We start from the raw sequence: 26,890 nt of genomic DNA on the forward strand, positions 1-26,890 counted from the left end.
CGTTAGATTCATAACAACATATTGTTAATTCATAACACAATTTTGTTTTTGATAGGCCATTTAACCTATTTCTTTTTTCTCATCATATCAAAATAAGATACAGGCTGGTCTACTTTCATTTTGATCAACTGCAATGGGTGTCTTGCTGCGTCCAGTACATTGCCTTCTTCATCCTGAATTTCACCTACAACCTGTTTGAAAAAGGTGCCGTTTGGACCGAAAAATTCGATCTCTTGTCCAGGCTTGAAATGATTCCGCTGCTGAATGGTGGCCATTCCTGTAGCTGCATCATAGTCCATAACCAATCCGGCGAAATCATAAGGAACTGCTTTTTCTTCCGGCTCGTAGATGTGATCCTCATGGTCCGGTGTATCGTAGAAAAATCCGGTGTTTAACGGACGGTTGGCAGCCTTATTCATCTCTTCGACCCATTCCGGCTTCAACACATAGTTTTCCGGATCAGCCATGTAAGCATCGATCGCTTGACGATATACGTTCACGACAGTAGCCACATAGTGAATGGACTTCATACGGCCCTCAATTTTAAAGCTGTCCACACCCACATCAATCAACTCGGGGATATGGCCGATCATGCACAGATCTTTTGATCCCATGGAGAACGAATTATCCTGTTCCTGGAACAGGGGCAGCTGGTTCTCACCCAGCTTGAAAGGTGCCGGGGCCTGCATCTGCATTTCTTCTTCGCTTACCCACACCGCGTCTTCTCTGGCATCCTCAAACAAATCATACTTCCAGCGGCAGGATTGGCAGCAGCCCCCCCGGTTGGAATCCCGATCTGTAAAGTGATTGGAGAGTACACAGCGTCCCGAATAGGAGGAACACATTGCCCCATGAATGAACGCTTCTATCTCGATATCGACATTTGCCTTGATCTCTTCGATCTCCTCGAAGCTGGTTTCACGCCCCAGAACCACACGCGGGAGCCCCTCGTCTTTCCAGAACTTCACGGCTTGCCAGTTCAGTGTAGATTGCTGCGTACTTAGGTGTACCTCAAGGCCGGGTACAGCACGCTGAGCGACTTCAATAATCGCCGGGTCCGCCACGATCACGGCTGCGATGCCCGCATTGTACAGGTTTTGCAAATACGCCTCAATGCCTTCAATGTCTTCATTGTGTGCATAGATATTGGTAGCCACAAATACTTTGGCACCGTATTTACTCGCAAATTCCACACCTTCACGCATTTCCTCAAAGCTGAAGTTGTCTGCATTGGAACGAAGTCCATAGGCCTGTCCGCCAATATACACAGCGTCTGCCCCATAATGAATTGCAAATTTGAGTTTTTCCAGATTACCCGCCGGAGCTAGAAGCTCCGGTTTGTCCAGACGGTTACGTTTACCCGAGAACTTCCGCTGTACCGCCACTGTTTCCATTTCGTTCACCTCGTCTATTAATACACCTGTTCTTTGTAGAAAAAGCCAAATGACAGCTCCCGTTCAGGATCCTGCAGTTGGCGGACCTCATCCAGCCACTCATCCGAAAAAGCATATGCATCCGCATCTGCTGCATAACAATCAATAGCCCTCCGGTATGCACGGACAACAGCCTCATTGTAAACCAGCGGTTTGAGAATACCTTCAATCTTGAAGCTATGAACACCTGCCTCCATCAACAGATGAAGATCCTCCAAAATGCAAATATCTTCAGAGCTCATGATGTGCGTACCGTTAACATCTTCATAAATCGGGAATTTCTCATCCCGGCGTTCTGCCTCAATCAGAAATAGCCCGCGCTCTTTACCAAGGTGCCCCTCTACCGGGCGCCCCTGATGAGCCATATAACTTTGGACCAGACTGCGTTTGGAATGATAAATATTCGTCATGCCATGCACCTGGACCTGAGCTTCAACTTTTAGAAAAGGAACCATCTCTGTCAGCTCATCCATATTCAGCTCTCTGGCGAGTACAACACGACTGGCACCTTTGTTGCCCCAATAGTTGGCCGTTGCGTAGTTCGTTGAAGTCATCTCCGCATTCCAGTGCAGCTGAATATGGGGAGCATACTCCTTAATCGCAGCCAGCACGGATGGATCGTTAAATTCCACGGCATGAACCCCAATGCTGCCCAGAGCCTGAACATACTCAGGGAGCTCCTTCAACAGCTCGTTGGACATCAAGTTATTCATGGATACATAGACACGAGCCTGATGTTTGGCGGCAAGGGCAACCACTTCGGCTGTCTCTTCCACAGTGAAACTGCCGGGTAAACGCATGCCGAAGCGATCATCCCCAATTAACAAGGCATCTGCTCCGGCCTGGAGCAGTACTTCTGCTTCATTTACATTCGCTGCCGTAACCAGCAGTTCATGTTTCTTACTCATATACATCCCCTCCGCTTATTGCGCAGCCTTACTTTTGGCTATATTTTGCTGATGTTCCTTATACGTTTTGGCAAACAGGTGCTCGGATGAACCATCCTTCTTCGTAACATAGAACAGGTAGTCTGAAGCTTCCGGTGCCAGAGCGGCCTCAATGGATTCCAAACTCGGGCTTGCAATTGGCCCTGGCGGCAGTCCCTTGTTGAGATACGAGTTGTATGGACTCTGAACCTTCAAGTCTTTGAACAATAATCGTGCCTTGGGCTTGTCCAGCAAATATTGAACGGTCGCATCGATCTCCAGCTTCATGTCCTGCTTGATCCGGTTATCAATCACGCCTGCAACCAGAGCACGTTCCTCATCCACCACAACTTCTCGCTCCACAAGGGAAGCGATCGTAAGCAGCTCATGCAAAGAGAGATTGCGGGCTTTCAGTTTGGAATCCAGATCCGGTATGGTATTGATTTTGGTCTGAAATTCTTCAAGCATTCGCTGCATGACGTCATGGGTGGAGCTGTCCTTTTTGAGCTCATAGGTTTCAGGGAACAAGTATCCCTCCAAGGCGTAACGAAGTTCTTCATCCACCGGAATATCCTTAATGATATCGACATCGAAGGAAGACGGATCATTCGCCAGCTTGATGAATTCTTCACGATCTACGACACCTTCTGCAGACAATTTATCCGCCATTTGCAGCACGGTATATCCTTCAGGAATCGTAAATTTCACCATTTCTTCGGGTACTACTTCACCGCTGTTTAACTTGCTAATAATCTCGTCGTATGACACGCCAGGATTCATCGAATATGTACCTGCCATAAAACTCGATCCTTGGTTCTTCCACTTCAAATACCCTTTAAAAGCTAGACCACTTCGAATCAGTCCCTCTTGCTCAAGCTGATCCGCAATTTGTGATGTTCCAGATCCGCTTTTGATCTCGAATACAACCGGTTCTGCTGAATCCGAAACAGGTCGCATCATGTTCCAGACTGCAGCACCTGCCCCTCCGACCACAATTACAAGGATAAGCAGAATGACTAATATGACTTTCCCTTTCAAAAAAGACACAACTCCTTTACACAACCAAAAAGAGCGGACTTCTCCGCCCTTCCGGTTTCTTCAATTTGAAGCTGGTTAATCTTCGTCAATCGGGAGGGTACATTCATCGTACAGTTCCGAGATGTTCTCCCATTCTTCGTCATCATCAATCGTAACTAACTCAGGCATGATCTGGTCTTCGCTTCCCGGCAATACCCGCAGAAGTTCAACCTCGTCATAAGGACGCAATGAACTGCGGAGTACCGCGTACTGTTGACCATGGACTTCAAACTCAGCCAACAAGTCATACGGTTGCGATTTACCGTTCTCTTCCTCGAGCTCAACATGAGCACCGAATGCCAGACGCAGTGAATCTGTCCATTTCAGGTCTTTGCGGCTATATTCCGTCATTTAGTTCGCTTCCTCTTCATCTTCAGCTAAAAATGTATTAAACGTCTCCTCGACAATATCCCATTCGGCATCATCTTGGATGACGAAAAGTTTAATATCGTCGCCATCTTCTTCGTAACGGAATGCATATACATCCGTTTCGCCATCTTCAGGTTCAACCGGAGCAACCATCATATACTTGGCCTCCGACCCATCTACTTCAAACTTCATGATGACTTCGAATTCTTCTTCATTGCCCTCGTCATCCGCGATGTAAATAATCTCCGATTCTTCTTCCATACCCAGTTGATCTTCAGCCATTGTTGATCCCCCTCACCTTTTACTGTTCGCATCCAAATAATTTTGCAAAATCAAGCTTGCGGCCATTTTGTCCACAACCTGCTTGCGTTTTTTTCGACTGACATCCGCTTCAATCAGCGTTCGTTCTGCTGCCATGGTTGTCAGCCGTTCATCCCAAAGGTGAACAGGTAAATTCAGTTCGCCCCGAAGGCGTTCGGCAAAAGCAATGCAAATTTCACCACGCGGCCCTACGGTGCCGTTCATGTTTTTGGGGAGCCCGACAACGATCTCGCTGATTTCGTGCTCACGCACTAGTTCAGCAATGCGACCGAACTCACCTTCATCCCGGCGGCGTTCAAGCACTTCTAATCCCTGGGCAGTCCAACCGAAGGCGTCACTAACGGCAACTCCGATTCTTCGGTCCCCATAGTCCAAACCTAAAATTTTCATCCATGCTCTCCCATCCTCAAGCCCGCGCGGGAAGATAGGATTCTTCCCTTCTCAAGCTTCAGGCTGTCTTCTGTCGGTTCATTTCCCGCTGCATGCATGGCTGCATCACAGCGGAAGCGGTATACATTACCGGTGATTGGCCAGATAAGAACGTACAAGCTCTTCAATCAGCTCGTCGCGCTCCTTCTTCCGGACCAGACTGCGTGCGTTGTTATGACGAGGAATGTATGCAGGGTCTCCCGAAATCAGATACCCGACAATCTGGTTGATTGGATTGTACTCCTTATCCACCAGTGCATCATACACCGTGAGAAGAATCTCTTTGGAGGATGCTTCCTGCTCGTCAGCTTTCACATTAAATTTAACCGTCTTATCCATGGAGTCCATTGATGACACCTCGCTCCTGCATGAACATGGGGACCATGTCCTGCCGAATTGATTTCTGCTTATATAATAACATATTCTGACTGCCACGAGTAAACAAAGGAGAATGCAATTGTGTTTTTTGCTTGTCCGTTATTGTGCGATGAGTGAAACGGCCAGTTTCAGCGCTTCATCCAGCTTGGACGCATCCTTGCCTCCGGCTTGTGCCATGTCTGGACGTCCGCCGCCACCACCGCCGCAAACTGCTGCGACTTCCTTGACGATTTTACCGGCATGAAGACCTTGCTTCACTTTCTCAGCAGGAACAGCAACCACGAAGTTTACTTTGCCATCTGCAGGAGCACCCAGAACGAGCACAGCATCAGGCAGCTTCACTTTCAATTCGTCGGCAACGGTACGCAGCGCATCCATGTTCGGTGCGTCCACGCGGGCTGCGAGCACTTGTGTATCTCCTGCCTGTACCACTTGATCCGTCAACGAGCCTGCTTCCATGGCACTCAGTTTGCTTTGCAGCGATTCCGTTTCTCTCGCAGCTTCTTTCAGCTGTTGGTTCAGACCTTCGATCCGTTTAGGCACATCCGCAACATTGGCTTTGAGCAGGGCTGCCGATTGTTTGAGCAGCTCCAGCTGACTTTCAACGAAGAGGTACGCACCACGACCGGTTACAGCCTCAATCCGGCGTACACCGGAACCAATGCCGCTCTCGCTGACAAGCTTGAACATGCCAATCTCCGATGTATTGTTTACGTGACAGCCGCCACAAAGTTCCAAACTGTAGTCACCGATTTGTACGACACGTACAATATCTCCATATTTTTCACCGAACAATGCCATAGCGCCCATTTCTTTGGCTTCATCAATGGCCTTCAATTCAATGTTCACATTCAGGCGATTCCAGATCTGCTCATTCACCTGACGTTCAATCTCTGTCAATTCTTCCGGTGTAATGCTGCCGAAGTGAGAGAAGTCAAACCGCAGGCGCTGCGGCTCCACAAGGGAACCTGCCTGATTGACATGCGTACCCAGCACATCCTTAAGTGCTTTGTGCAGCAAATGGGTAGCTGTATGGTTTTTGATAATATCTCCACGCTTGGACGCATCCACTTCCGCTTGAATCATATCACCTACACGCAATTCACCCGACTCTACGCTTACCATGTGTACGTGCTGTCCTTGCGGAGCTTTGAACAGCCCTTGTACTTTGGCAGTAACGCCTGCTCCGCGCAGCAAGCCCTGATCGCTGACTTGTCCTCCGCTCTCTGCATAGAACGGAGTTTTATCGAGGATCACCTGACAGGTTTGTCCCTCGCTTACTGAATCGACAAGGGCATCGCCTGCAACGATGGCAACCACTTTTGCTTCCGTCAACAGGTCAGTATAACCAACAAACTCGCTTTTAACCTCCAGATCAGCAAGTGGTCCGCCTTGGACCTTCATGCTTTCGCTTTCCTGACGGCCTGCACGTGCACGATCACGTTGTTCCTGCATGGATGCATCGAAACCTTCACGATCAACAGTCAAGCCATGCTCTACTGCGTAATCTTCAGTAAGGTCAAACGGGAAGCCATATGTGTCATACAATTTGAATGCTTCCGGACCACTGATTACCGTACGACCTTCGGATTTGGCTGCAGCACTGATGTCTGCCAGAATCGCCAATCCGTCACTAAGTGTTTCGTGGAACCGTTCTTCTTCGGTTTTGATGACCTTCGCGATAAATTCTTGCTTGTCTACCACCTCTGGGTAGTATACGCCCATGACTTCACCGACTGTTGTTGTCAGTTCATAGAGGAATGGACGGTCCAATCCGAGAACCTTTCCGTAGCGTACAGCACGGCGCAGCAGGCGGCGGATAACGTATCCACGTCCTTCATTACTTGGCAGAACGCCATCGCCTACTGCAAAAGCAACGGTACGGATATGGTCAGCAATAACTTTCAGCGCTACATCAATCTCAACACTGTCGTTGTATTTCACACCGGCAAGTGCCGCTGTTCTTTGAATCATCGGTTGGAACAGGTCTGTGTCAAAGTTGGAATCCACGTTCTGCAGAATGGAAGCAAAACGCTCCAAACCTGCACCTGTATCAATGTTTTTGTTAGGAAGCGGCGTATAGCTGCCATCCTTGTTGTGATTAAACTGGGAGAATACCAGGTTCCATACTTCAAGGTAACGCTCGTTTTCCCCGCCCGGGTACATTTCCGGATCGTTCATGTCATTGCCGTAGGCTTCACCGCGGTCATAGAATATTTCGGTACATGGACCGCATGGGCCTTCACCGATATCCCAGAAGTTCTCATCCAGTTTGATGATACGTTCTGCCGGCAATCCCACTTTTTCGTTCCACAGTTTGAAAGCTTCTTCGTCTTCTGGATAAACCGTTACCGACAGACGCTCTGGATCGAATCCGATCCATTCCTTGCTCGTCAGGAATTCCCATGCCCAAGTAATGGTTTCTTCTTTGAAATAATCTCCGATGGAGAAGTTACCCAGCATTTCGAAGAACGTATGGTGACGGCGTGTTTTGCCGACATTCTCTATATCGTTGGTACGAATACATTTCTGGGAGTTCGCGAGACGCGGATTCTCCGGTTTCTCACGTCCGTCAAAATACGGCTTAAGCGGCGCCATTCCCGCATTGATCCACAAAAGGGAAGGATCGTTGTGAGGTACGAGCGATGCGCTTGGCTCAATTTTGTGACCTTTACTTGCAAAAAACTCTATCCATTTGGAACGGATTTCACTGGCTTTCATACGGACTGCCCCCAATTAATTATAATGGTCCGGAGCTATTTGCCCCGGTTGGTAAACATTGCTTTTGTAAAAACAAACACAAAAAACGCCCCTGAAATATCAGGGACGATGTTATCGCGGTACCACCCTGGTTATTGCTGCCTGTCCCTCATTTCAGACCAATCAGCAATCTCCTCGTTGATGCGAATAACGGTCGCGCCCGGCAGGGTTGTCCTGCACTCCGAAATCAGCTTTCCGCCGCTTCAACTTTCAAGACTCTTCCAGCCATCGGTCAGATCTGAATCTGATCCGAAGAAGTCTATTCTCTGAGGAAAGGAACCCCCGGCGTACTTCATTTCATCATCGATTTCATTTTTGAAACATGTGACTTCATTATATCGGTAGGCCATGCGAGTGTCAATGTACCCCCAAGACGCCTCATGCTCGAGCACTTAATCCGTCCTTCGCTTGATGTAGTAGGCAAAAAAGTGCTGCACGATGACTTTCAGAACGGCAAAAACAGGCACCGCCAGAATAAGACCTACAATGCCTGCCAGTTCTCCACCTACAAGCAGCGCAAAAATAATCGACAATGGATGCAGATGCAGCGTCCGCCCTACAACCTGCGGGGAGATGACGTTGCTCTCCAGCACCTGGCATAGCGTGTTTACGATGACCACCAGCAGGACCATTTTAACAGATACGGTTGAAGCCATAACTACAGCTGGCGCAGCACCCAGGAAAGGCCCCAGGTATGGCACAATATTAAATACGGCTACAATGCTTGCCAGCAGCAGCGCGTAAGGCATATCAATAATCACGTAACCGATATAGGCGAAGATGCCAACAATGACACAGACGATGAACTGTCCCCGAATATAATTGCCGAGTGCCGTATCAATCTCCTTCATGACCGAAACGATGGCTTTGCGGCGAGAACGCGGCAGATACGCAACGACCGTGCGTTCGAACACCTCAAAGTCTTTTAACATATAGAAAATGAGAAACGGCACAATAAATACGTTAAACAGCACATTGATCGTGGCTCCGATGTTGTCCATCAGCATCGTTATGCCTTGGGTAAGACGGTCTTCCATCTGGAAAAACCAGCTGTTCATGCCTGTGCGTACACTTGGTGGCATCAATTTATGATCCATGCTGTTCATGAGACTCTGTGCGCGCATCGACAATTCAGGCATATGCTCATTCAGTTCTTCGAGCTGCTCAATCAACACTGGAATGACATTCATGAGTATGACACCGATACAGGTGAGAAAAAAAGCATAGATCAGCAAAACAGCGATGGAGCGTGGCACCTTCCGTCCGCCCAACATACTTACAATGGGATTAAGTACATAGGAAATAATAAGGGCCACGATAAACGGTGCAAGTACGGTTTTCAGGAATCCGTATATATGAAGCAGCAAGGGCCTTAACAGCCATATAAAATACAGAATGATCAAGCCGAGCAGCAGCCAGATGGCATAACGGAACAGCTTGTTTTTGGTTAATTGCTCCACTTGCATCTCTCCCCTTTGGACTGGCTCTGAGAGTCAGTATATGTAGGAAAGGGAATATTTATTAACCCCGCACAGATGTGGAAAAGAAGAAAACAAAAAAGCGCCCCCCTCACTAAGGAAGGAGACGCATGTTGAGGCCTGCCCCAGCATACATTAATGCAGGCTGGACAGACTGCTATGTAACTGTCATCTATACACATCTGTCGTCGCTTTGCGACATGGTTCGTGACATTCATTGTCACAAAACCGCATATAGAGGAAGTTTCACTCGCATTTTAAGAAGATGCATGCAGATGCGGGAAGTCCTGTGGCAGCTCTTCCCCGAAGAATAGATCGTCAAGCGAGCTGAGCGTTCCATCTTCTTCAACTTGATATACAGACATTTTCTCACCGTTTACGTTCAGTTCAATAAAGCAACCCCAGCAATAGAACTGGTGGGAACCAATTTTCCCAATATCTTTGGAACTACAATTTGGACATTTCATATACATTCACCTATCCATTAACAGAATGAATGGCATTTTCCAAGCGCTGTTCACTCAGTGGAGGCACCATAATGGCACTTTCCCCGATAGACATATCGCTTGTACATGGCAGCCATTTACGGCCCTCGATCAGATCGGACACAAAACCGTCCGTAATTTCAATCCCTATTATTGTATTTCCCAACTCTTGGTCAAAATAAACATCGGAGACTCGTCCAAGCAGCAAACCTTCCTCGGTCAGCACGGACATCTCTTTCAATTTAGATTGGCCAAGAAGATACGTGTGTTTTATGTCGTCGGCTCCCGTCTTGCGGACAGCCTGTTGATTACGGATCATGACGGCATCTTCGCCGTAGGCAACAATGTCTTGCCACTGCACGATTTTGACATGATTGGTAAACAGGCCTTTGTTCTCAAGTTCAATGCCTTCAATTTTCCAATCGTCACTAACAATGAAATCCTGGATCTTACCGACCTGTTTCCCGTCCTCGACATCAAAAACGGCTAGTCCGATCATTTCCTGAAGCTTCATCGCAGGGTCCTCCTCATCTTCTTATCATTAAATAGGCGCGGCGCTATTGCTAGGTATGCCCAAAGTTGATGAGTGGCAATCAGACGCCGATCATCAAAACCGCTTCTATCTAACCGATGAAATGGAACTTCTTCCCTCCTTTTGTTCCATGTGCAAAAGAGCCCCTTAGGGTCTATTACGCAATCGTTCAAGAATGGTTCCAATTTTTTCGGCGGTTTTCATGATTTCTTCCGTAGTATTACCCAATCCCCAGCTAAAACGAATCGCTGAATGCAAAAATGCCTCCGGCAGCATCATTGCTTTGAGTACATGAGATACTTCGAGAGAGCCTGATGTACATGCAGAACCGCTCGCAACCGCGATGCCTTCCATATCCAGGTTCATTAACATGGTTTCTGTGGATACCTCAGGAAAACTGATATTCAGAATGTTGGGCAGCGTATATTCGGGATGACCGTTCACGTGAAAATGGGCTTTGCCCACATGGATTTCCAGCTGTTTTAACAAAAGCTTCCGTAATTCCAGATCATGCTGACGATGCGTCTCTGCTTGCGCTGTCGCAATGTTGAGTGCCTCTGCAAATCCGGCAATTCCTGCTATATTCTCCGTACCTGCTCGGCGCTGACGCTCTTGCAGTCCTCCATGGGATTTGGCTTCCAGTACAATGCCACGACGCACATAAAGTGCCCCTACACCTTGGGGCCCATTAATTTTATGCGCAGAGAAACTGATCAAGTCAACCGGTAGATCTTTACAAGAGATGTTTTGGGTGCCCAGAGCCTGTACTGCATCGGTATGAAATAAAATCTGATGCTTCCGTGCCAGCTCCCCTATTTCGCGGATGGGCTGAATCGTTCCTACCTCGTTATTGGCAAACATCATGGTAATCAGTACCGTATCCGGCCGAATTGCCTCCTGAAGCTCAGCCAAACTTATTCTTCCATGCTCGTCGACAGGCAGATAGGTAACTTCATAACCTTGACGTTCAAGCTCTTGGCAGCTGTGAAGAACCGCGTGATGTTCGATCACCGTTGTAATCACGTGTTTCCCCTGCTCTTTTCGTGCAGAAACTGCGCCAAAGATTGCCAGATTATCACTTTCCGTGCCACCACTCGTAAATACGAGTTCATCCGGGAAACAGTCCAAGGAAGCCGCAATACTGTCCCTTGCTCCGCTAACCGTTCGCTTCGCATCCCGTCCAAAAGAGTGTATGCTCGAAGCATTACCATATTGGCCTGTCATGACTTTCATCATCGCTTCCGCCACCAGCGGGTGCATGGGCGTGGATGCTGCGTGGTCCAAATAAATTCTGTTCATTGAATTCACCCCGTTATATGTTGAAATTCCATTTGATTTATGGGTATAAAATGTTGCTTTGCATGGCTAAAGCCCCCATAATGGGGGCTTTAGTGTATGGCTGAACGTTCCGTATCCACCTTGATTAGATGTAGAACATGTAGCTGTCTTTTTGTTCCTGATCCTGGAACGAAATCAGGTCTTTGAGCGTTGTGGAATCCAGCACCTCTGCAATGCTGTCACGAATGCGCAGCCACAGATCCCGTTTGGCCGGGTCATCTTCCTCGGTGAAGTCCACTGGGGAGATCGGCCCCTCCAGTACACGAATCACGTCTCCTGCAGTCACTGTCGCTGGATCTCCTGCCAAGATATATCCGCCGTATGCTCCACGGATACTCTTCACGAGTCCGGCATTACGCAGCGGAGCGATCAGCTGCTCCAGATAATGTTCCGAGAGTTGATTGCGCTCCGCAATGCTTTTAAGGGATGTAGGGCCTTCGCCAGTTCTGGCTGCCAGCTCCATCATGATAGTTAGCCCATAACGGCCTTTTGTCGATATTTTCAAAGGAGTCACCTCTTTCAATTTTCAGAAAAACAATTACAATATATACTTGGCGTGATGCAAGACCGTATTTTCATGATCCGCCACAGCGGGATATGAATAATACAGATCTCACGCAAGTAATCCTCCGTATTCCGATCATAACCCTCAGCTAATGTTAACATATCTGCAGGCTTTATGGAAAAGAAAGATTGACGATATTCCAAATTGTGCGCCTGGAGTGGACACTATCCAAAATTGGCCGGGTGTATCGTAACTTGAGTCCGGTTATGCTAGAATAGAAACGAAACACATTTATATATAGAAATGGTGATAACGATGTCCAAAACAATTGAGAACACTCGGGTCGTCGTTGGCATGTCCGGAGGTGTCGATTCTTCCGTTACCGCCTTGCTGCTGAAGGAGCAGGGATACGATGTCATCGGCATTTTCATGAAAAACTGGGATGACACGGACGAGTTCGGCCACTGTACCGCTGAAGAAGATTCAGAGGACGTTCGCCGGGTTTGTGAACAGATCGGCATTCCTTATTACACTGTCAACTTCGAGAAAGAGTACTTTGATAAAGTATTTACCTATTTCCTTGATGAATATAAGTCAGGTCGGACACCGAATCCAGATGTCATGTGCAATCGCGAGATCAAATTTGGCGAATTCCTGAACAAGGCGCTTGATTTGGGCGCTGACTACGTTGCCACAGGGCACTATGCTCGCCTTATCGAAGAAGACGGCACGTTCAAACTGCTGCGTGGCGTAGATAGCAACAAGGACCAGACCTACTTCCTTAATGCACTAAGCCAGAACCAGCTGTCCAAAGCGATGTTCCCGATCGGCCATCTTCCTAAACCGGAAGTACGGAAAATTGCTGAAGCAGCAGGCCTGTACACGGCTAAGAAAAAAGACAGCACAGGTGTATGCTTTATCGGCGAGCGCAACTTCAAGGAATTCCTGAGCAACTACCTTCCTGCCAAAGGCGGAGACATGGTTGATATTGTAACGGGTGAAGTAAAAGGCCGTCATGACGGACTGATGTATTACACCCTCGGACAGCGCCAAGGTTTGGGTATTGGCGGTTCCGGCAATGGTGAACCTTGGTTCGTGGCCGATAAGGATCTGGAGAAAAATCAGCTGCTTGTGGTTCAAGGCGATGCGCACGCGAGCCTGTACTCAACAGGTTTGACGGCTACTGACGTTAACTGGATTGCTGGTGCTGACCAAGTGCCTAACGTACCTTTCCGCTGCACCGCCAAATTCCGTTACCGTCAGCCGGATCAAGGTGTCACTCTGACTTGGCAGGAAGACGGAAGCGTCGATGTACAGTTCGATCAACAACAAAAAGCGATTACCCCGGGACAAGCCGTTGTATTCTATGATGGTGATGTTTGTCTCGGCGGTGGCACGATTGATCAGGTTCAAAAAGTACCTGTACCAGCAATGCAATAATTAGGAAAGCCTTCAATATGTATAGATGATGTGGAATACCCTGTATTCCCATCATAAAAGCCATCTTTCATGTATACCATGAAGGATGGCTTTTTTCCTGCTTTTTCCTGAAAAAAACATTTAAAATTTTTTAGTTATGCCGTGAACCAAACACCAGCAAAGCAGGCAGCTACACCCAGTAAAACGGAACTTACTACATATAGAATAGCTGATGGATACCGTTTCATGGTGAGCAATTGAATCGTTTCATACCCGAAGGTCGAGAACGTTGTATAAGCTCCGCAAAATCCGGTGCCCCACACAACCCAAAGTCCATCCGAGATCATCTCTGATTGATGCCATCCATATAACAAGCCCAGCAGCAGAGAACCACTGATATTAATGATCCAAGTCCCCCATGGAATAGCTGTGCCCAGTTTTCCTGAGATCCATCGCCCCAGACTGTAACGAAGTATGGCCCCCAAAGTACCTGCCAGTCCAATCCAGATCATCATGCTGCACCATCCTGTGACGATTTACCCCGCATGAGCTGCCCAAGCTGGATTCCCAACGCGCAGAGCATCAAACCCGCGAGCAAACTCACCACGATATAAATTACGGCCTTCGTCCACATGCCGTTCTCGAATAGGCGGACAATATCCAGCGTAAACGTAGAAAATGTAGTAAATGCACCTGTAAATCCGGTACCTATCGCAAGACGAAGTTGTGGTGTTATTTTGTCTGGGACGGCTATGGTAAAGAACCAGCCCAAAAACAGGCTGCCAAGCGCGTTAATCAGCAGGACTGCCCAAGGAAAGCCTACATTGGCTGATGGAATCCCCAATTGAATGGCATATCGGGTCAGTGTACCCAAAAATCCGCCAGCGCCTATATACAGAAGCTCTTTCATGTTGTATGCATCCCCCGGGTCATCAATCTTACAGTTCTTTTCTCCGCTGTTGGTTCAGCCTGATTTTCGACTCATTGCCTTGCTCTGTTGCTTCATAGAATACTCTTCGCGAGAGCTGTTTGGGCAGATATTCCTGCTTCACATAGTGCCCCGGATAATTATGGGGGTATTGATAACCTTCATGTCCCAGCTTCACTGCTCCCGAGTAATGGGTATCCCTTAAATGGAGTGGTACCTCAGCCGACTTCACCTCATCGATGGCGCTCATCGCCTTCGAAATGGCCGTGTATACCGCATTCGACTTCGGACTCTCCACTGCGAATAAAATGGCCTGTGCAATATTCAGCTTCGCTTCGGGCCATCCGTTGTTACGGTAGGCATCCAGTGCACCTATAGCTTGGGTCATCGCTTGTGGATTCGCCAGACCGATATCTTCGCTGCTCGCGGCAATCAGACGCCTGATAAATGTCATCGGGTCCATGCCAAGCTTCTCTACTGCGTACAAAAACCAGAACAATGCAGCATCACTGGAACCGCGAATGCTCTTGTGAAAAGCAGACAGCACATCATATTGCGTGGACTCATCCGCCTTCACAATCGGACGACGAATCGACTCCTCTGCCACGGCAAGCGTAATATGAATGGACCCATCCTTCTCAGGCGGCGTGGTCAGCGCAGCCAGTTCCAGCGCATTTAGAGCACGCCGAATGTCTCCATTGGCCATGGTGGCAATATGATCCAGAGCTTCGTCATCTGCCTGCAGTTCCATGAATCCAAGCCCCTTATCGGAATCCGCCAGCGCACGGCGCATGGCAACAAGCGAATGTGCCTTGTTCAGCGACTCGAGCTGAAAGAGGGTTGAACGGCTCATCAAGGCTCCATTCACATAGTGAAATGGATTCTCTGTCGTAGCACCGATAAATATGATGGTGCCATTCTCCACTGCTGGCAGCAATGCATCCTGACGAGAACTGTTAAAGCGGTGTACCTCATCCAGGAACAATATGGTTTTGGTTCCGTACAGCTGCTTGTTTGTCTGTGCCTGCTCGATAACTTCACGAACGTCCTTCACCGAGGCGTCTACTGCGTTCAGACGAACAAACTCTCCCTGTGTATGCTTGGAGATGATGTGGGCAAGCGTCGTCTTCCCGCAGCCGGGAGGGCCGTATAACAAGATGGACGAGATCTGGTCCGCTTCAATCGCGCGCCGCAGCAGCTTACCTGGTCCAATAATATGTTCTTGTCCAATATATTCATCAAGATGCTCTGGTCGCATGCGATCAGCAAGCAGTCTTGCCTGGGGCTTGGAGTCCTGTTGAAACGAAAATAAATCCACTGCTCATCACTTCCTTAACGGATTGCCTATCCTAGATTGGATCTGAACACCTCAATATTCTTTACTCTCTATCATATCATAATCCCGCGGCAGCATAGCCATAAATGCACCGAGCGCACTGCTGACAAACGCATCCTTGCGTGTAATAAAACGAGTCATCATCCGGCTCATGCCCGCGGGAAGCGAATGCTTGCGAAGTATACCGCTTTTCATCTGCTGACGAATAACAATCTCTGGTAACAATGAGATGCCCATCCCCGATGCTACGCCACTGATAATGGCTTCCAATGTGCCAAATTCCATGATTATAGGGCGATTTACCCCGCAGGATAGCAACCACTCCTCTAACGTCTGGCGGTAAGAACATCCCATGCTGTAAACAAGGATCGGTTTACGAATAAGCTCATCTTCTGGCATTACACCAGATGAAACCACAAACAGTTCTTCATCAAATACATCCAGAGACGCGATCTCGGAATGATCGCAGGCACAACCAATAAATGCACCTTCCAATTCATACCCGATAACTTGGTCTATAAGCTCTTGCGAATTCCCAGTAGTCAGTGACAAGGAAACATCGGGATATTGCCTATAATATTCTGCAAAAAGTTCGGGCAATCGCACCGCGGCTGCAGTCTGCGTAGAGCCTATTCGCAATGGACCCGATGGCGCACTTGTCGCCTGAAGCGCTTTGGAAGCATCGTTCAGCAGACCAATGATTTTATCTGCATAACTCATTAGCATCTCTCCCGCTGGAGATAACGTCATTCCCCGGTTGTGACGAATGAACAGCTTGGTGCCCGCCTCCGCTTCCAGATGTCTGATCCGGGCCGTGACGTTGGATTGCACATATCCCAGCTTCGAAGCAGCTTTCGTCAAGTTTCCTTCCTGTGCCACACATTGAAATATTCGAAGATCCCCGCTCTCCATCTTATCCCCCACTTCTGACATCATTCAAAATGATGGCCAGTTCACTAACAATCATTATACTCCATCCGCAAACAGGACTACAATTCATGTAGATTCCAAACCAGTTCACCCAGCTGGATGATGATAAGGAGTGTTCAACATGACATACTGGAACAACAGAGTAGCCTTAATTACAGGCGGCGGAACAGGCATTGGACGTGCGGTGAGTCTGCTGCTGGCCCAAAAGGGAGCACGGGTCGCTGTCAACTACTCCCGGTCGCGGAATGCGGCAGAAGAAACGGTTCAACAGATCGTAGATGAAGGAGGTCAGGCATTCGCTGTTCAAGCCAACGTTGCTAGTGATATGGAAGTCCGGAAGATGGTGGCTACAGTTACCGAAACGTATGGCCCCATAACTGCCCTTGTTAACAATGCCGGAATCACTCGTCACATTCCTCTGCAGGATCTGGAATCCGTTACGGAGGATGTTTGGAATGAACTGTATGATGTGAACGTGAAGGGCATGTTTCATTGCGCTCGTGCAGTGGCGGAAGGAATGCAGAAAGCGGGCAGCGGCTCCATTGTGAACCTCGGAAGTATTGCGGGCAGCACAGGTTCCGGCTCCTCTCTCCCTTATGCGGTTTCCAAAGCGGCAGTTCACGGCCTGACCTTATCTCTTGCCCACGCACTCTCACCGCTCATTCGGGTGAATGCCATCGTCCCTGGCGCCGTTGCAACCCGTTGGTGGGCCGGAAACGAGGAACGAATGAATCGTCTCGGTGGCTCGTTGTTATTACAGAGAATTTCTTCGCCTGAGGATATTGCGCACATGATATGTGCTGCGCTTGAACAGCCATCCATGACCGGACAGCTGATTACCGTAGATGGCGGTCAGACGTTATGAGCCCTGATAATAAAGCTGACAGCCAAGCAATGAAACCAATGAAATATACAATATGGATCTTGTTAACGACATTCATTATGGGTACTTCTTTTCCGGTCGGCAAAATCGGCATGTTGTATGCTCCACCATTCCTGCTCATGGGCATGCGTTACGTACTGGCAGGGGGCCTGATGGCCTGGTTTCTGCGGAAACGCCCTCTACCTGCAGGATGGCAAGCCTGGCTAAGAATCATTTTAATTGGCCTGTTCCAATCTGCTGGAGTGATGGGATGCGCATATTACAGCATGAACTGGATTACATCCGGTGAATCTGCCATTCTTACCTTTACCAATCCGTTGCTGGTCATTATCATCAGTGCTTTATTGTATCGGTTAACGTATCGCTTCAGCCAGTGGATGGGTGTAATCCTCGGCCTCGCCGGCGTCCTGTTAACCTTTGGCTCGCATATGAGTTTTAGCCCCGGAACCTGGATTGGAATTGGTGGTGCGGTTTCCTTCGCAGTCTCCACATTACTTATTAAACGCTGGGGTGAACGTTACGATACCTTTGTGCTTACCGCGTACCAGATGCTCGCTGGAGGCGCAGTACTGCTTCTGCTTAGCACATGGACTGAACAGCCTTATTTTATGCTGAACCCCACCTCGGTTGCAGTGCTGCTCTGGTTAACGCTTGTATGCTCCATAATCCAGTTCTCACTCTGGTTCTATTTGCTGCAGCATAGTGACCCCGCCCAAACCAGTTCCTATCTGTTTCTGACACCGTTCTTTGGAGTGTTGTCGAGCTGGATTTTACTGCAGGAGCAGGTTCAGTGGTTCGTTGGTGCTGGCGGCATACTCATAGGCGTAGGTATTTTCCTGGTTAATCGTCGTTCATATGCACAGAAAGGGAAAGAACGCTCATCTGAACTCCGTAGGCATTCTTCTCCAGTGAGTTGAGATTGTCACAGACCAGCAGAAAAGGCATGCGCTTATGGGATTTACCCATGAACGACATGCCTTTTATATTCTTGATATTACATTGCCCTACCCATGTTTATTCGGTGTCACTATCCGGCCAGCCCTGAATGGTTACCGATTCGCCTTCCGAATGGTGTGTTGCGGCCGCATAAGACGGAAGGTCACCATCATGGAACAGCCACAACTCGTGCAATGCCCTTGTACAGCCCACATACAGCAGCTTGGCATCGCCCGCATTAGACAGATAGTGCTGCTCATCCGCATCTGCCACAATAACCGCATCAAACTCTAGTCCCTTGGACAGATAGACAGGTAAAACGGAATGTCCGCCTGTATATTGCTTCTTGCCGCCATCGATCAGGTTCAGGTCCCAGCCCGCATCCAGAAGTTCACGATGAAGCTCAACCGCTTCATGTAGGGTACGCGTCAGAATGGATACTGTACGGTAGTCTTTCACCGTTAACAGCTTCAAAGCCCTTTCAAGACTCTTCGTTCTTCCTTCACCCTCATAGGCTAATGTTCGAACCGGATCTCCGCTCCGGAAGACAGGAATCGCCGTAATTCCGCTTTTGACCCCACGTTCCAGTATCGTATTGGCATAATCAATAATTTCCATGGTGGAACGATAGCTCCGGGTCAAGGCAAAATATGCATTCTGCTCGTCGGGAAACAGGGTGCTCATCTCTTCCCATGCATGAACCCCGCGATACTCATGAATACCTTGGGACAAGTCACCCAGTATGGTGAAGGAATGTCCTTTGACAAACAGATCCAGCAGAGCGACGTGAAATGGCGAGAAATCCTGCGCTTCATCAATCACGACATGATCGAATCGTTCCGCTCCTTCAATATCATGAATAAGCGTGTGAATATACACGAGCGCAGGCAGATCCTCTTCACGAATAACATCCTGCTTCAGATCTGCTGTCGTCTGCTTCATCACACCTTTGGGAATAAGACTGCTTAGTGAAGCAGGCACTGAGCCACCCTTAGCAGCCTTGAACAGCTGTTTATACAGCGTAAGCGGTTCATATTGGGGCCACTTTTTGGCGTATGCTTTTTCACGTGTCGCTGCTTTCTTTTTGCGTTCTTTACGCGCGCTCTCGGGACAAGGCTTCTTGAGCTCCATTTCGATCCAGCGGTGGATCCGCGCCATTACGCGCTCCTTCCGTTTAGCCAGTGGGTAGTGCTTATATTCTTCGCTAAACCAGCTTTCGATCTCTGCCTTGCTAAGTACCGCACCGTCCCATGGACTGAAGTCCAGATCGGGTACCGATTCCTGCTCCATACCTGACAGCCATTCCTGAATGAGATTCATGAAGCGTATCGAGCCCTTATAGCGACCAGGTACGTCATCATTCAATTCGGGACGTGCTTCCGGCGTTTCAAACCAGGTATTCAATGTCTCCGACGTATCTGCCAGAGGCATCTCCAATCCCAGCAGATTCATCGCCCAATCCGGGAATGTACGCTGCTGAATATCTCCAACGCCGAGTTCCGGGAGTACATCCGAGATGTAATCGAGGAACATGTGGTTGGGTGCGAAGATAACCATCTTCTCCGCAGATACCTGCTCTTTGTACTGATACAGCAAAAAGGCTAGCCTGTGCAGGGCAACGGTTGTTTTTCCCGAACCCGCCACACCCTGGATGATCAATGCCGTATTCCTTGCGGCACGAATGATCTGATCCTGTTCCGCCTGAATGGTGGATACGATGTCACGAAGTTTGTTATCCTTGTTCTCTCCCAGCCGATAGACGAGAAACTCATCCGATACGGCCGGCTGATCGCTATCCCGGTTGTATGTATCCGCAACGCGCTCCAATATCCGCTGCCGGATGACCACGTTGCGTTTCAGGTAGACCAGACCTTCGATCAAACCTTCCGGTGCTTCGTAGGTTGCGGAGGCTTCCCCTCCGGTAAATGAGTAAAACAGGCTCGCGACAGGAGCGCGCCAATCGATGACGAGCGGATGCTCTCCCACCTCTTCGCGGTCTACGCCGACTTTGCCAATGTACAGCGGCTTCCGTTCCCCGCTGCCCTGTTCTTCGAAATCCAAGCGTCCGAAATAGGGTTGCTGCGCGCTCTTGGACAAGGCGGTGCGGCGCTCTTCGCGTCCGGCTTCCAGCACTTGTTCGGTGAAATCGTGGCCAGTATAAACCGGTATATTCTTCAGCCGTTCCAGCTGACGATCCACTTCCTCCATCGTTCGCTCTAACCTGTACTCTTCTTCTTGATAGGCACTTTGAAAGCTGTCTGACATGTTTCAGTTACCTCCTAAGAATATGTTTTTTTGCATAGCCAATCTGACGACACAAAAGGATACCCACTATATCATATTGAATGGCAAAAAGCTACAGCTAACAGGACGAAAAGACAAATGAACCGCTGTTCCCGTCCTATAAGACGATAGAACAACGGTTCACATCGTTATCAATTAATACTCCTCGGGCTCTGGCTTCCCATCTTGTGCAACAAATTGTTTCTGAGCCAGCTCACGATATACTGGATGAGTGCTGATTAGCTCTGCATGTGTACCCGTCCCGGTGACATGGCCCTGCTCCAGTACAACAATCTGATCCGAATCCACAACTGTAGACAAACGATGTGCAATTACAACGGTTGTCCGTCCCTCCATTAAATTCGAAAGGGCTTGCTGCACCTCATGTTCTGAAGTACTGTCCAGACTGGACGTTGCCTCATCAAGCATGAGGATATCCGGACTGCGCAGCAGTGCCCTGGCTATGGCAATGCGCTGACGCTGACCACCCGAGAGCTTGATTCCGCGTTCCCCCACCTCGGTCTCGTAACCCTGGGGCAAATTATCAATAAATACGGACGAGTATGCCATGTCTGCGGCGTGCCGAATCTCGTCCATACTTGCTTCTCGTCCAAGCCCATAGGTAATGTTGTCCTTGATGGTACCTGCCATTAGCGGACTCTCCTGTGAAACATAACCGATCTTGCTGCGCCAGGAGGCGAGCGAATAATCCCTTATGTCTTGTCCTCCGTAGGTTATGTTGCCTGAACCTGGAAGGTAAAACTGCTCAAGCAGTGAGAATAAGGTTGATTTGCCGCTGCCGCTGGGACCGACGATCGCCGTCACTTTACGCGCTGGAACGGTTAAATGGATTCCGTGCAGCACTTCTTCTCCTGTGACATAGGCGAAATGCAGGTTGTTGAATGCAATGGTCTCGTTGCCTTTTGGAGCTAATTTCACACTGTGCCTTGGTTCTTCTTCATGTGCAAGAATAGCCTGAATGCGTTCAGTTGCCCCGACCACTTTTTGCAAACGCGAATACAGTGTCGTGAACTGCCCCATCGGCATAATCACCTGGAACAGAAGCAGGATAAAGGCCACCAGTTCCCCGGGTGATAACATTCCAGATGCTACCCGCATACCGCCAACCCCCAGAATAACAACTAAAACAGCGGTCATGACAAAGGTAAAGAGCGGTCCGATCAGCGCCAGGATTCTTGCCTCCTGCAAGCCAAATGCAAACATTTTGCCAATGCGGGAATGTCCCGCTTCCGCCTCCTGTTTTTCGGTGCCATACGCTTTAACCAATCGGATCTCACTAATGACCTGGCTCAGCACGGAAGTGAGGCCAGCCATCTCATCCTGCTGCTTTTTGGAGATTTTGTACATTTTACGTCCAACCGGCAGCAGAATCAGCAGCGTTAACGGTACCAAGCTCAAGATAATGAGCGACATGACCCAATCCAGATAAAATAGCAGAGCTACCCCGCCCACCACCGCAACGATATTGGATACAAAGGAGACCAGATAATCAGCAATCAGCGTCATGATCTGGCTTGTATCATTGGTGATGCGGCTCATTGTATCCCCTGTACGATTACGATCAAAATAGGGCATTGGCAGGGATAACACTTTGTTCCACAGCTTCGTTCGCAGTGTTGCAACCACGCGTTGCCCTGCATAATTCAACATATAGATGCTGATGCCCGAAGCAATCGCCTGAATGACAAAAGCACCAAGCAGGAGAAAAATGACGGATTTATTGAGTGCAGACATCGTTAGTCCATCAATGAGGCCCTTGGTCATTAGTGGAACAATTAACCCGGCCGTAGTCTGAATGAGGGTTAGAATCAATGCGACGATCAAAATGAGTTTGGGAGGTTCTGTGGAAGCAATCAGCTTCACGAAATCTTTGAATCCTTTTTTCCCCAGCTTCGGTTCAACCCGGTCCGTCTGTTCCTTCTCTTCCATTCCCCGTTCCTCCATTCTCCACCTGTTCACTAGACATTACACGAATAATTTGTCCTTACGTCCCAACTGATTACAATACGCCATGCAGTACAAAGTTGGCCAGAAACAGAATGGCAATGCCGTACATGACCACAGGCACCTGTTTCCCCTGACCTGCGGCCAGCTTCGCCAGTGGATAGGCAATGAAACCAAACGCCATGCCGTCCACAATGCTATACGTAAAGGGAATCATGACCATAATCAGAAATGCCGGGAAGGCCTCTGTAAAGTCACCAAAATCCATATCCTTCACACCTTGCACCATCAAACCGCCAATGATGATCAAAATGGGGGCTATTGCACTGTCCGGAATATACCCGAGCAGCGGAATGAAGAAAAAAGTCGCCCCGAACAGCACGGCTGTAACGAGTGGTGTCAAGCCCGTGCGTCCGCCTGCTGCAATCCCGGCCGTAGTCTCTGCCGCAGCTACAGGAGGGCTGCTCCCGAATATACCTGCCAATACCGTACTGATCGACAGTGCGCGCAGGCTGCCTTTGAAACGCTGCGGGCGATCAATCATTTGCGTCTGAGCCGTAATCAATCCGATATTTTCGAATACAACAATCAGCAGCAGCAAAAAGACAGCAATCCAGAACGCAACATCAGCCAGCTTCATCAGGGACAATTCGCCAAACAACCCGCCGTATTGACGCAGCGCCTCCATCGCGGACACGGGTTCACCCGGATTCACTGCACCTAGCACATAGGCAAGTCCAGTCCCGATCAGAATACTGATGAGAAGTCCGCCCTGAATATTACGTATGAATAGAATCACAGCAAGCACCAATGTTACGCAGGCCGTAATGACATTAGGATCATTGAAATGCCCAATTGCTACGAACGTGGTCTGGTGAGCAATAACTATTCCGCTTTTCTGCAAACCAATAAAGGTCAAAAATAGGCCAATTCCCACCGTAATCCCATGCTGCAGGTTTTTCGGTATGGCTTCGCTGATCAATTTATATAGGGATGTAAATGCAACGATTGCAAAAAGTATACCTGTAACGGCCACCACGGCCAGTGCTTCCTGCCAGCTCAGCTTCATGGAATGTACGAGTGTGTACGTAAAAAATGCATTAATTCCCATTCCGGGTACAACCACAATAGGTGACTTACCGCCGAATGCCATCAGCAAGCAACCCGCAATAGACGTCAGCAGTGTGCCTACCATCGCTGCCTGTAAAGGCATGCCGGCATCTGCCAAAATTGTAGCATTGACCATCACGATATAAACGACAGCAAAATAGGAGATGGCTCCCGCCACAATCTCCTTTTTCCACTGGTCCCCCGGCTCCACACCGAGACGTCTGGTCATCCAACCTTGTTTCATCCGTTCTGTTCCCCTCTCTCTATGTACACTGCCATTTCTCTATATATTTATCATCATTTCGCGCAGCACCACATATCATACACGGTTTTGGGATTGAAGTACATCACGCGATGACTATAAAAAAAGCGCAGGCGCCTTGTAGGCACCTACGCTTTTCGCTCAACAGGTTACTGTTGTTTTTTCGCTGCATTTTCAATCAATTCCTTGACTGCCACACTGACCATGATCAGGCCAGCTACCGGAGGAACAAACGCGTTGCTCGCTGGTGGCTGTTTCGCCTTGCGAATTTCCGGTGCGTTCTCAGGAACGATCTTTTGAGTAACATCTTCACGCGGCTTTAATGGCTCCTCCGTAGAGAAGACCACTTTGACCCCTTTTTTGATGCCTTCTTTGCGCAGTTTTGTGCGAACTACACGGGCAATCGGGTCCATGGACGTTTTGGAAATATCCGCAACCTGGAATTTCGTAGGGTCCATTTTGTTCGCTGCACCCATGCTGGAAATCACGGGAATCTTACGTTTAAGGCATTCCTTGATGAGATGGATTTTGTAGATGATCGTGTCGGATGCATCCAGGACATAATCCAGTTCATATTTAAACAATTCCTCATACGTTTCTTCCGTGTAAAACATGTTCAAGGCGATGGCATCAATCTCAGGGTTAATAAGCTTGACCCGGTCTACCATCAGATCGGCTTTTTTCTGACCAACGGTCGTGGTCAACGCGTGAATCTGACGGTTAACGTTGGTGATGTCCACCACATCCTTATCAATCAGGATGATGCGTCCAACCCCGCTGCGAGCAAGGGCTTCAACGGCTATACCGCCCACGCCCCCAATACCAAGCACGGCAACTGTACTATTTTTCAAAGCATCCAGACCTTCAGGTCCGATTGCCAGCTCTGTTCTTGAAAATTGATGGAGCATTGAGAATCGATGCCTCCTTTATTTCTTTTCCGCCACCGGTTTACGGGCTACACGGATATGAAGTTGTTCCAACTGGGCTCCGTCCACTTCAGAAGGTGCGTTCATGAGCAGATCGGTTGCACTTGCCGTTTTCGGGAAGGCAATAGTTTCACGCAGGTTTGTACGACCTGCCAGCAGCATAACGAGACGGTCAAGACCAAAGGCGATACCGCCATGTGGTGGAGTTCCGTATTCGAATGCTTCAAGCAGATAACCGAATTTCTCATTGGATACTTCAGGTGAAAGTCCAAGGGCTGCAAACATTTTCTCCTGCACGTCACGCTTGTAGATACGCATTGAACCGCCACCTACTTCATAACCATTCAGAACAAGGTCATAAGCTTGTGCACGAATCGCACCCGGGTCTGTATCGAACAGAGCCACATCTTCGTCTTTTGGACGAGTGAACGGGTGATGTTCTGCCACGTAACGCTTCGCATCTTCATCATATCCAAGAAGTGGGAAGTCCACAACCCAGGCAAATTTGAATTTGCTGTCATCGATCAGACCAAGTTGACGACCAATTTTCAAACGCAGTGCACCCAGAACGTCTGCAACCACTTTTTTGTTGTCGGCAGAGAAGAGCAGCAAGTCGCCTTCTTCAGCGCCAGTGCGTTCTTTCACCGCTTCAATCTCTTCCGGTGTAAAGAATTTCACGATTGGGCCTTTGAATTCGCCGTCTTTCACTTGAATCCAAGCCAGACCTTTGGCACCGTAACGTGCTGCGAATGGTCCGAGATCGTCGATCTCTTTGCGGCTCCATGTGCCACAGCCTTTGGCATTCAGCACTTTCACTTCTCCACCTTTTTCGATGACAGAAGCAAAGACTTTCACACCACTGTTCGCTACGATATCGTTCATTTCCACCAGCTCCATGCCAAAGCGCAGATCCGGCTTGTCTGAACCGTATTTACCCATCGCATCTGCATACGTAATCCGCTGGAATGGCAGCTCAAGCTCGATGCCTTTCGTTTCACGCAGCAATTTGGCCATCAGCTCTTCCATCATTGGCAGCAGGTCATCCTGTTCCAGGAAGGAAGTCTCGATGTCGACTTGTGTGAACTCAGGTTGACGGTCTGCACGCAGATCCTCATCCCGGAAGCAGCGAGCAATTTGATAATAACGCTCAAGTCCGCCGACCATCAGCAATTGTTTGTAGATTTGCGGAGATTGCGGCAGAGCGAAGAATTCACCTTCATGCACACGGCTTGGTACGAGGTAGTCACGCGCACCTTCCGGGGAGCTCTTCGTAAGAATCGGTGTTTCCACTTCAACGAACTCTTCTCCATCCAGGTAGTCACGGAATACTTTGGACGCTTTGGAACGCAATTTCAGTGTTTCGTACATTTCCGGACGACGCAGATCCAGATAACGATATTTCAAGCGAAGGGACTCATCGACTTCCACACCATCTTCAATGAAGAATGGCGGCGTTTTTGCCGCGTTCAGCACTTCGATTTCCGTAATCTGAACTTCAATTTCACCTGTAGGCAGGTTTTTGTTCACGGTCTCTTCATCCCGTTTAACCACTTTACCCGATACGGCGATAACATACTCACTACGCACCCGATCAGCAATTTGCAGAGCTTCGCCGGAGTAAGCCGGGTTAAATACCACTTGTACAATACCGCTGCGGTCACGCAGATCGATAAACAGCACGCCCCCCAGGTCACGGCGGGTTTGTACCCAGCCGTTCAATGTTACGGTTTCGCCGATGTGTGCGGTCGTTAATGCGCCGCAATGATGACTTCTTTTCATAACCAAACTCCTCATTATGTGAATTTCCGTTCTGTGCAAGTAGGCCAAGACCATTACTTTAACAGCGCGGTTGCGTGAAGACGATGTATTGAAAGGCGTTGT

General features: G+C 48.8%; 25 protein-coding genes. 3 read left to right on the forward strand and 22 right to left on the reverse strand.

Translation table 11 applies throughout. The features are described 5' to 3' along the window. Positions 1 to 65: 65 nt before the first annotated feature. The 13 genes from AC3RCI_RS22730 to cymR form a co-directional block, all read right to left on the reverse strand. Positions 66 to 1,394, reverse strand: coding sequence for a peptidase U32 family protein (locus AC3RCI_RS22730; RefSeq protein WP_095289526.1), 1,329 nt, complete (start codon positions 1,392 to 1,394; stop codon positions 66 to 68). A 17-nt stretch (positions 1,395 to 1,411) separates the two neighbouring features. Continuing rightward, entirely contained in the window at positions 1,412 to 2,341 is a 930-nt protein-coding gene (locus AC3RCI_RS22735) for a U32 family peptidase (RefSeq protein WP_154896072.1), read from the reverse strand. 15 nt (positions 2,342 to 2,356) lie between these two features. Further along, positions 2,357 to 3,397: an endolytic transglycosylase MltG gene (gene mltG / locus AC3RCI_RS22740; protein ID WP_336780279.1), complete on the reverse strand. Its 1,041-nt coding sequence runs from the start codon at positions 3,395 to 3,397 to the stop codon at positions 2,357 to 2,359. Between the two features lie 75 nt (positions 3,398 to 3,472). Continuing rightward, complete coding sequence (locus AC3RCI_RS22745) at positions 3,473 to 3,787, reverse strand: DUF1292 domain-containing protein (RefSeq protein ID WP_127538642.1); 315 nt, start codon at positions 3,785 to 3,787, stop codon at positions 3,473 to 3,475. Further along, positions 3,788 to 4,087, reverse strand: a complete 300-nt coding sequence (locus AC3RCI_RS22750) for a DUF1292 domain-containing protein (RefSeq protein ID WP_127538641.1) — start codon at positions 4,085 to 4,087, stop codon at positions 3,788 to 3,790. A gap of 12 nt (positions 4,088 to 4,099) precedes the next feature. After that, on the reverse strand, positions 4,100 to 4,516 hold the full coding sequence (ruvX, locus tag AC3RCI_RS22755) for a Holliday junction resolvase RuvX (RefSeq protein WP_095289522.1): 417 nt from the start codon (positions 4,514 to 4,516) through the stop codon (positions 4,100 to 4,102). A 126-nt stretch (positions 4,517 to 4,642) separates the two neighbouring features. Continuing rightward, a complete protein-coding gene (locus AC3RCI_RS22760; RefSeq protein WP_024633073.1) occupies positions 4,643 to 4,903 on the reverse strand; it encodes an IreB family regulatory phosphoprotein in 261 nt (86 codons plus the stop codon). A gap of 129 nt (positions 4,904 to 5,032) precedes the next feature. Then, positions 5,033 to 7,654: an alanine--tRNA ligase gene (alaS, locus tag AC3RCI_RS22765; RefSeq protein WP_492526550.1), complete on the reverse strand. Its 2,622-nt coding sequence runs from the start codon at positions 7,652 to 7,654 to the stop codon at positions 5,033 to 5,035. Positions 7,655 to 8,085: 431 nt separating this feature from the next. Continuing rightward, complete coding sequence (locus tag AC3RCI_RS22770; protein WP_095289520.1) at positions 8,086 to 9,153, reverse strand: AI-2E family transporter; 1,068 nt, start codon at positions 9,151 to 9,153, stop codon at positions 8,086 to 8,088. A 275-nt stretch (positions 9,154 to 9,428) separates the two neighbouring features. Further along, on the reverse strand, positions 9,429 to 9,638 hold the full coding sequence (locus AC3RCI_RS22775) for a YrzR-like zinc ribbon domain (protein ID WP_095289519.1): 210 nt from the start codon (positions 9,636 to 9,638) through the stop codon (positions 9,429 to 9,431). 10 nt (positions 9,639 to 9,648) lie between these two features. Then, complete coding sequence (locus AC3RCI_RS22780) at positions 9,649 to 10,170, reverse strand: PRC-barrel domain-containing protein (RefSeq protein ID WP_095289518.1); 522 nt, start codon at positions 10,168 to 10,170, stop codon at positions 9,649 to 9,651. A 165-nt stretch (positions 10,171 to 10,335) separates the two neighbouring features. Continuing rightward, positions 10,336 to 11,487 carry a cysteine desulfurase family protein gene (locus AC3RCI_RS22785; RefSeq protein WP_154896070.1) on the reverse strand — a complete coding sequence of 384 codons (1,152 nt, stop codon included), beginning with the start codon at positions 11,485 to 11,487 and terminating at the stop codon, positions 10,336 to 10,338. 124 nt (positions 11,488 to 11,611) lie between these two features. Continuing rightward, on the reverse strand, positions 11,612 to 12,031 hold the full coding sequence (gene cymR, locus AC3RCI_RS22790) for a cysteine metabolism transcriptional regulator CymR (protein WP_127538637.1): 420 nt from the start codon (positions 12,029 to 12,031) through the stop codon (positions 11,612 to 11,614). A gap of 315 nt (positions 12,032 to 12,346) precedes the next feature. Here cymR and mnmA point away from each other — a divergent pair, with 315 nt between their 5' ends. Continuing rightward, a complete protein-coding gene (gene mnmA / locus AC3RCI_RS22795; RefSeq protein ID WP_492526552.1) occupies positions 12,347 to 13,471 on the forward strand; it encodes a tRNA 2-thiouridine(34) synthase MnmA in 1,125 nt (374 codons plus the stop codon). Positions 13,472 to 13,605: 134 nt separating this feature from the next. Here mnmA and crcB (AC3RCI_RS22800) read toward each other — a convergent pair whose 3' ends face one another. From crcB (AC3RCI_RS22800) to AC3RCI_RS22815, 4 genes are read right to left on the reverse strand one after another with little or no spacing between them, the layout of a single operon-like run. After that, a complete protein-coding gene (gene crcB / locus AC3RCI_RS22800) occupies positions 13,606 to 13,965 on the reverse strand; it encodes a fluoride efflux transporter CrcB (RefSeq protein WP_336780274.1) in 360 nt (119 codons plus the stop codon). Continuing rightward, positions 13,962 to 14,360 (reverse strand): fluoride efflux transporter CrcB, encoded by a 399-nt coding sequence (gene crcB / locus AC3RCI_RS22805; protein WP_492526554.1) that lies wholly within the window; start codon positions 14,358 to 14,360, stop codon positions 13,962 to 13,964. Before crcB (AC3RCI_RS22805) ends, crcB (AC3RCI_RS22800) begins: the two co-directional genes overlap by 4 nt. 28 nt (positions 14,361 to 14,388) lie before the next feature. Then, positions 14,389 to 15,696 carry a replication-associated recombination protein A gene (locus AC3RCI_RS22810; protein ID WP_492526556.1) on the reverse strand — a complete coding sequence of 436 codons (1,308 nt, stop codon included), beginning with the start codon at positions 15,694 to 15,696 and terminating at the stop codon, positions 14,389 to 14,391. Between the two features lie 51 nt (positions 15,697 to 15,747). Next, entirely contained in the window at positions 15,748 to 16,626 is an 879-nt protein-coding gene (locus AC3RCI_RS22815; RefSeq protein ID WP_492526558.1) for a LysR family transcriptional regulator, read from the reverse strand. Between the two features lie 139 nt (positions 16,627 to 16,765). On the opposite strand from AC3RCI_RS22815, the gene AC3RCI_RS22820 reads away from it, so the two are divergent. Together AC3RCI_RS22820 and AC3RCI_RS22825 are read left to right on the forward strand one after the other, a co-directional pair. Further along, positions 16,766 to 17,509 carry an SDR family NAD(P)-dependent oxidoreductase gene (locus AC3RCI_RS22820; protein ID WP_492471911.1) on the forward strand — a complete coding sequence of 248 codons (744 nt, stop codon included), beginning with the start codon at positions 16,766 to 16,768 and terminating at the stop codon, positions 17,507 to 17,509. Beyond that, on the forward strand, positions 17,506 to 18,444 hold the full coding sequence (locus tag AC3RCI_RS22825) for a DMT family transporter (RefSeq protein ID WP_492526560.1): 939 nt from the start codon (positions 17,506 to 17,508) through the stop codon (positions 18,442 to 18,444). Before AC3RCI_RS22820 ends, AC3RCI_RS22825 begins: the two co-directional genes overlap by 4 nt. A gap of 97 nt (positions 18,445 to 18,541) precedes the next feature. On the opposite strand, the gene AC3RCI_RS22830 is transcribed toward AC3RCI_RS22825, so the two are convergent. The 5 genes from AC3RCI_RS22830 to aspS all read right to left on the reverse strand — a co-directional run bounded on the left by AC3RCI_RS22830 (position 18,542) and on the right by aspS (position 26,788). After that, positions 18,542 to 20,728, reverse strand: a complete 2,187-nt coding sequence (locus AC3RCI_RS22830) for a HelD family protein (RefSeq protein WP_492526562.1) — start codon at positions 20,726 to 20,728, stop codon at positions 18,542 to 18,544. 174 nt (positions 20,729 to 20,902) lie between these two features. Continuing rightward, entirely contained in the window at positions 20,903 to 22,711 is a 1,809-nt protein-coding gene (locus tag AC3RCI_RS22835; protein ID WP_336780267.1) for an ABC transporter ATP-binding protein, read from the reverse strand. Positions 22,712 to 22,766: 55 nt separating this feature from the next. Further along, positions 22,767 to 24,065, reverse strand: coding sequence for an NCS2 family permease (locus AC3RCI_RS22840; RefSeq protein ID WP_127538628.1), 1,299 nt, complete (start codon positions 24,063 to 24,065; stop codon positions 22,767 to 22,769). A gap of 167 nt (positions 24,066 to 24,232) precedes the next feature. Next, complete coding sequence (locus AC3RCI_RS22845; protein ID WP_095289508.1) at positions 24,233 to 24,991, reverse strand: tRNA threonylcarbamoyladenosine dehydratase; 759 nt, start codon at positions 24,989 to 24,991, stop codon at positions 24,233 to 24,235. 18 nt (positions 24,992 to 25,009) lie between these two features. Further along, on the reverse strand, positions 25,010 to 26,788 hold the full coding sequence (gene aspS / locus AC3RCI_RS22850) for an aspartate--tRNA ligase (RefSeq protein ID WP_095289507.1): 1,779 nt from the start codon (positions 26,786 to 26,788) through the stop codon (positions 25,010 to 25,012). Positions 26,789 to 26,890: the final 102 nt, after the last annotated feature.

Source organism: Paenibacillus sp. MT124 (assembly GCF_058792755.1).

Bases quoted from the DNA above. Each gene is read 5' to 3' on its own strand.
- AC3RCI_RS22730 (WP_095289526.1), bottom strand. From the start codon at position 1,394: ATGGAAACAGTGGCGGTACAGCGGAAGTTCTCGGGTAAACGTAACCGT.
- AC3RCI_RS22735 (WP_154896072.1), bottom strand. From the start codon at position 2,341: ATGAGTAAGAAACATGAACTGCTGGTTACGGCAGCGAATGTAAATGAA.
- AC3RCI_RS22745 (WP_127538642.1), bottom strand. From the start codon at position 3,787: ATGACGGAATATAGCCGCAAAGACCTGAAATGGACAGATTCACTGCGT.
- AC3RCI_RS22750 (WP_127538641.1), bottom strand. From the start codon at position 4,087: ATGGCTGAAGATCAACTGGGTATGGAAGAAGAATCGGAGATTATTTAC.
- ruvX (WP_095289522.1), bottom strand. From the start codon at position 4,516: ATGAAAATTTTAGGTTTGGACTATGGGGACCGAAGAATCGGAGTTGCC.
- AC3RCI_RS22760 (WP_024633073.1), bottom strand. From the start codon at position 4,903: ATGGACTCCATGGATAAGACGGTTAAATTTAATGTGAAAGCTGACGAG.
- alaS (WP_492526550.1), bottom strand. From the start codon at position 7,654: ATGAAAGCCAGTGAAATCCGTTCCAAATGGATAGAGTTTTTTGCAAGT.
- AC3RCI_RS22775 (WP_095289519.1), bottom strand. From the start codon at position 9,638: ATGAAATGTCCAAATTGTAGTTCCAAAGATATTGGGAAAATTGGTTCC.
- AC3RCI_RS22780 (WP_095289518.1), bottom strand. From the start codon at position 10,170: ATGAAGCTTCAGGAAATGATCGGACTAGCCGTTTTTGATGTCGAGGAC.
- AC3RCI_RS22785 (WP_154896070.1), bottom strand. From the start codon at position 11,487: ATGAACAGAATTTATTTGGACCACGCAGCATCCACGCCCATGCACCCG.
- mnmA (WP_492526552.1), top strand. From the start codon at position 12,347: ATGTCCAAAACAATTGAGAACACTCGGGTCGTCGTTGGCATGTCCGGA.
- crcB (WP_336780274.1), bottom strand. From the start codon at position 13,965: ATGATGATCTGGATTGGACTGGCAGGTACTTTGGGGGCCATACTTCGT.
- crcB (WP_492526554.1), bottom strand. From the start codon at position 14,360: ATGAAAGAGCTTCTGTATATAGGCGCTGGCGGATTTTTGGGTACACTG.
- AC3RCI_RS22815 (WP_492526558.1), bottom strand. From the start codon at position 16,626: ATGGAGAGCGGGGATCTTCGAATATTTCAATGTGTGGCACAGGAAGGA.
- AC3RCI_RS22820 (WP_492471911.1), top strand. From the start codon at position 16,766: ATGACATACTGGAACAACAGAGTAGCCTTAATTACAGGCGGCGGAACA.
- AC3RCI_RS22825 (WP_492526560.1), top strand. From the start codon at position 17,506: ATGAGCCCTGATAATAAAGCTGACAGCCAAGCAATGAAACCAATGAAA.
- AC3RCI_RS22830 (WP_492526562.1), bottom strand. From the start codon at position 20,728: ATGTCAGACAGCTTTCAAAGTGCCTATCAAGAAGAAGAGTACAGGTTA.
- AC3RCI_RS22835 (WP_336780267.1), bottom strand. From the start codon at position 22,711: ATGGAGGAACGGGGAATGGAAGAGAAGGAACAGACGGACCGGGTTGAA.
- AC3RCI_RS22840 (WP_127538628.1), bottom strand. From the start codon at position 24,065: ATGAAACAAGGTTGGATGACCAGACGTCTCGGTGTGGAGCCGGGGGAC.
- AC3RCI_RS22845 (WP_095289508.1), bottom strand. From the start codon at position 24,991: ATGCTCCATCAATTTTCAAGAACAGAGCTGGCAATCGGACCTGAAGGT.
- aspS (WP_095289507.1), bottom strand. From the start codon at position 26,788: ATGAAAAGAAGTCATCATTGCGGCGCATTAACGACCGCACACATCGGC.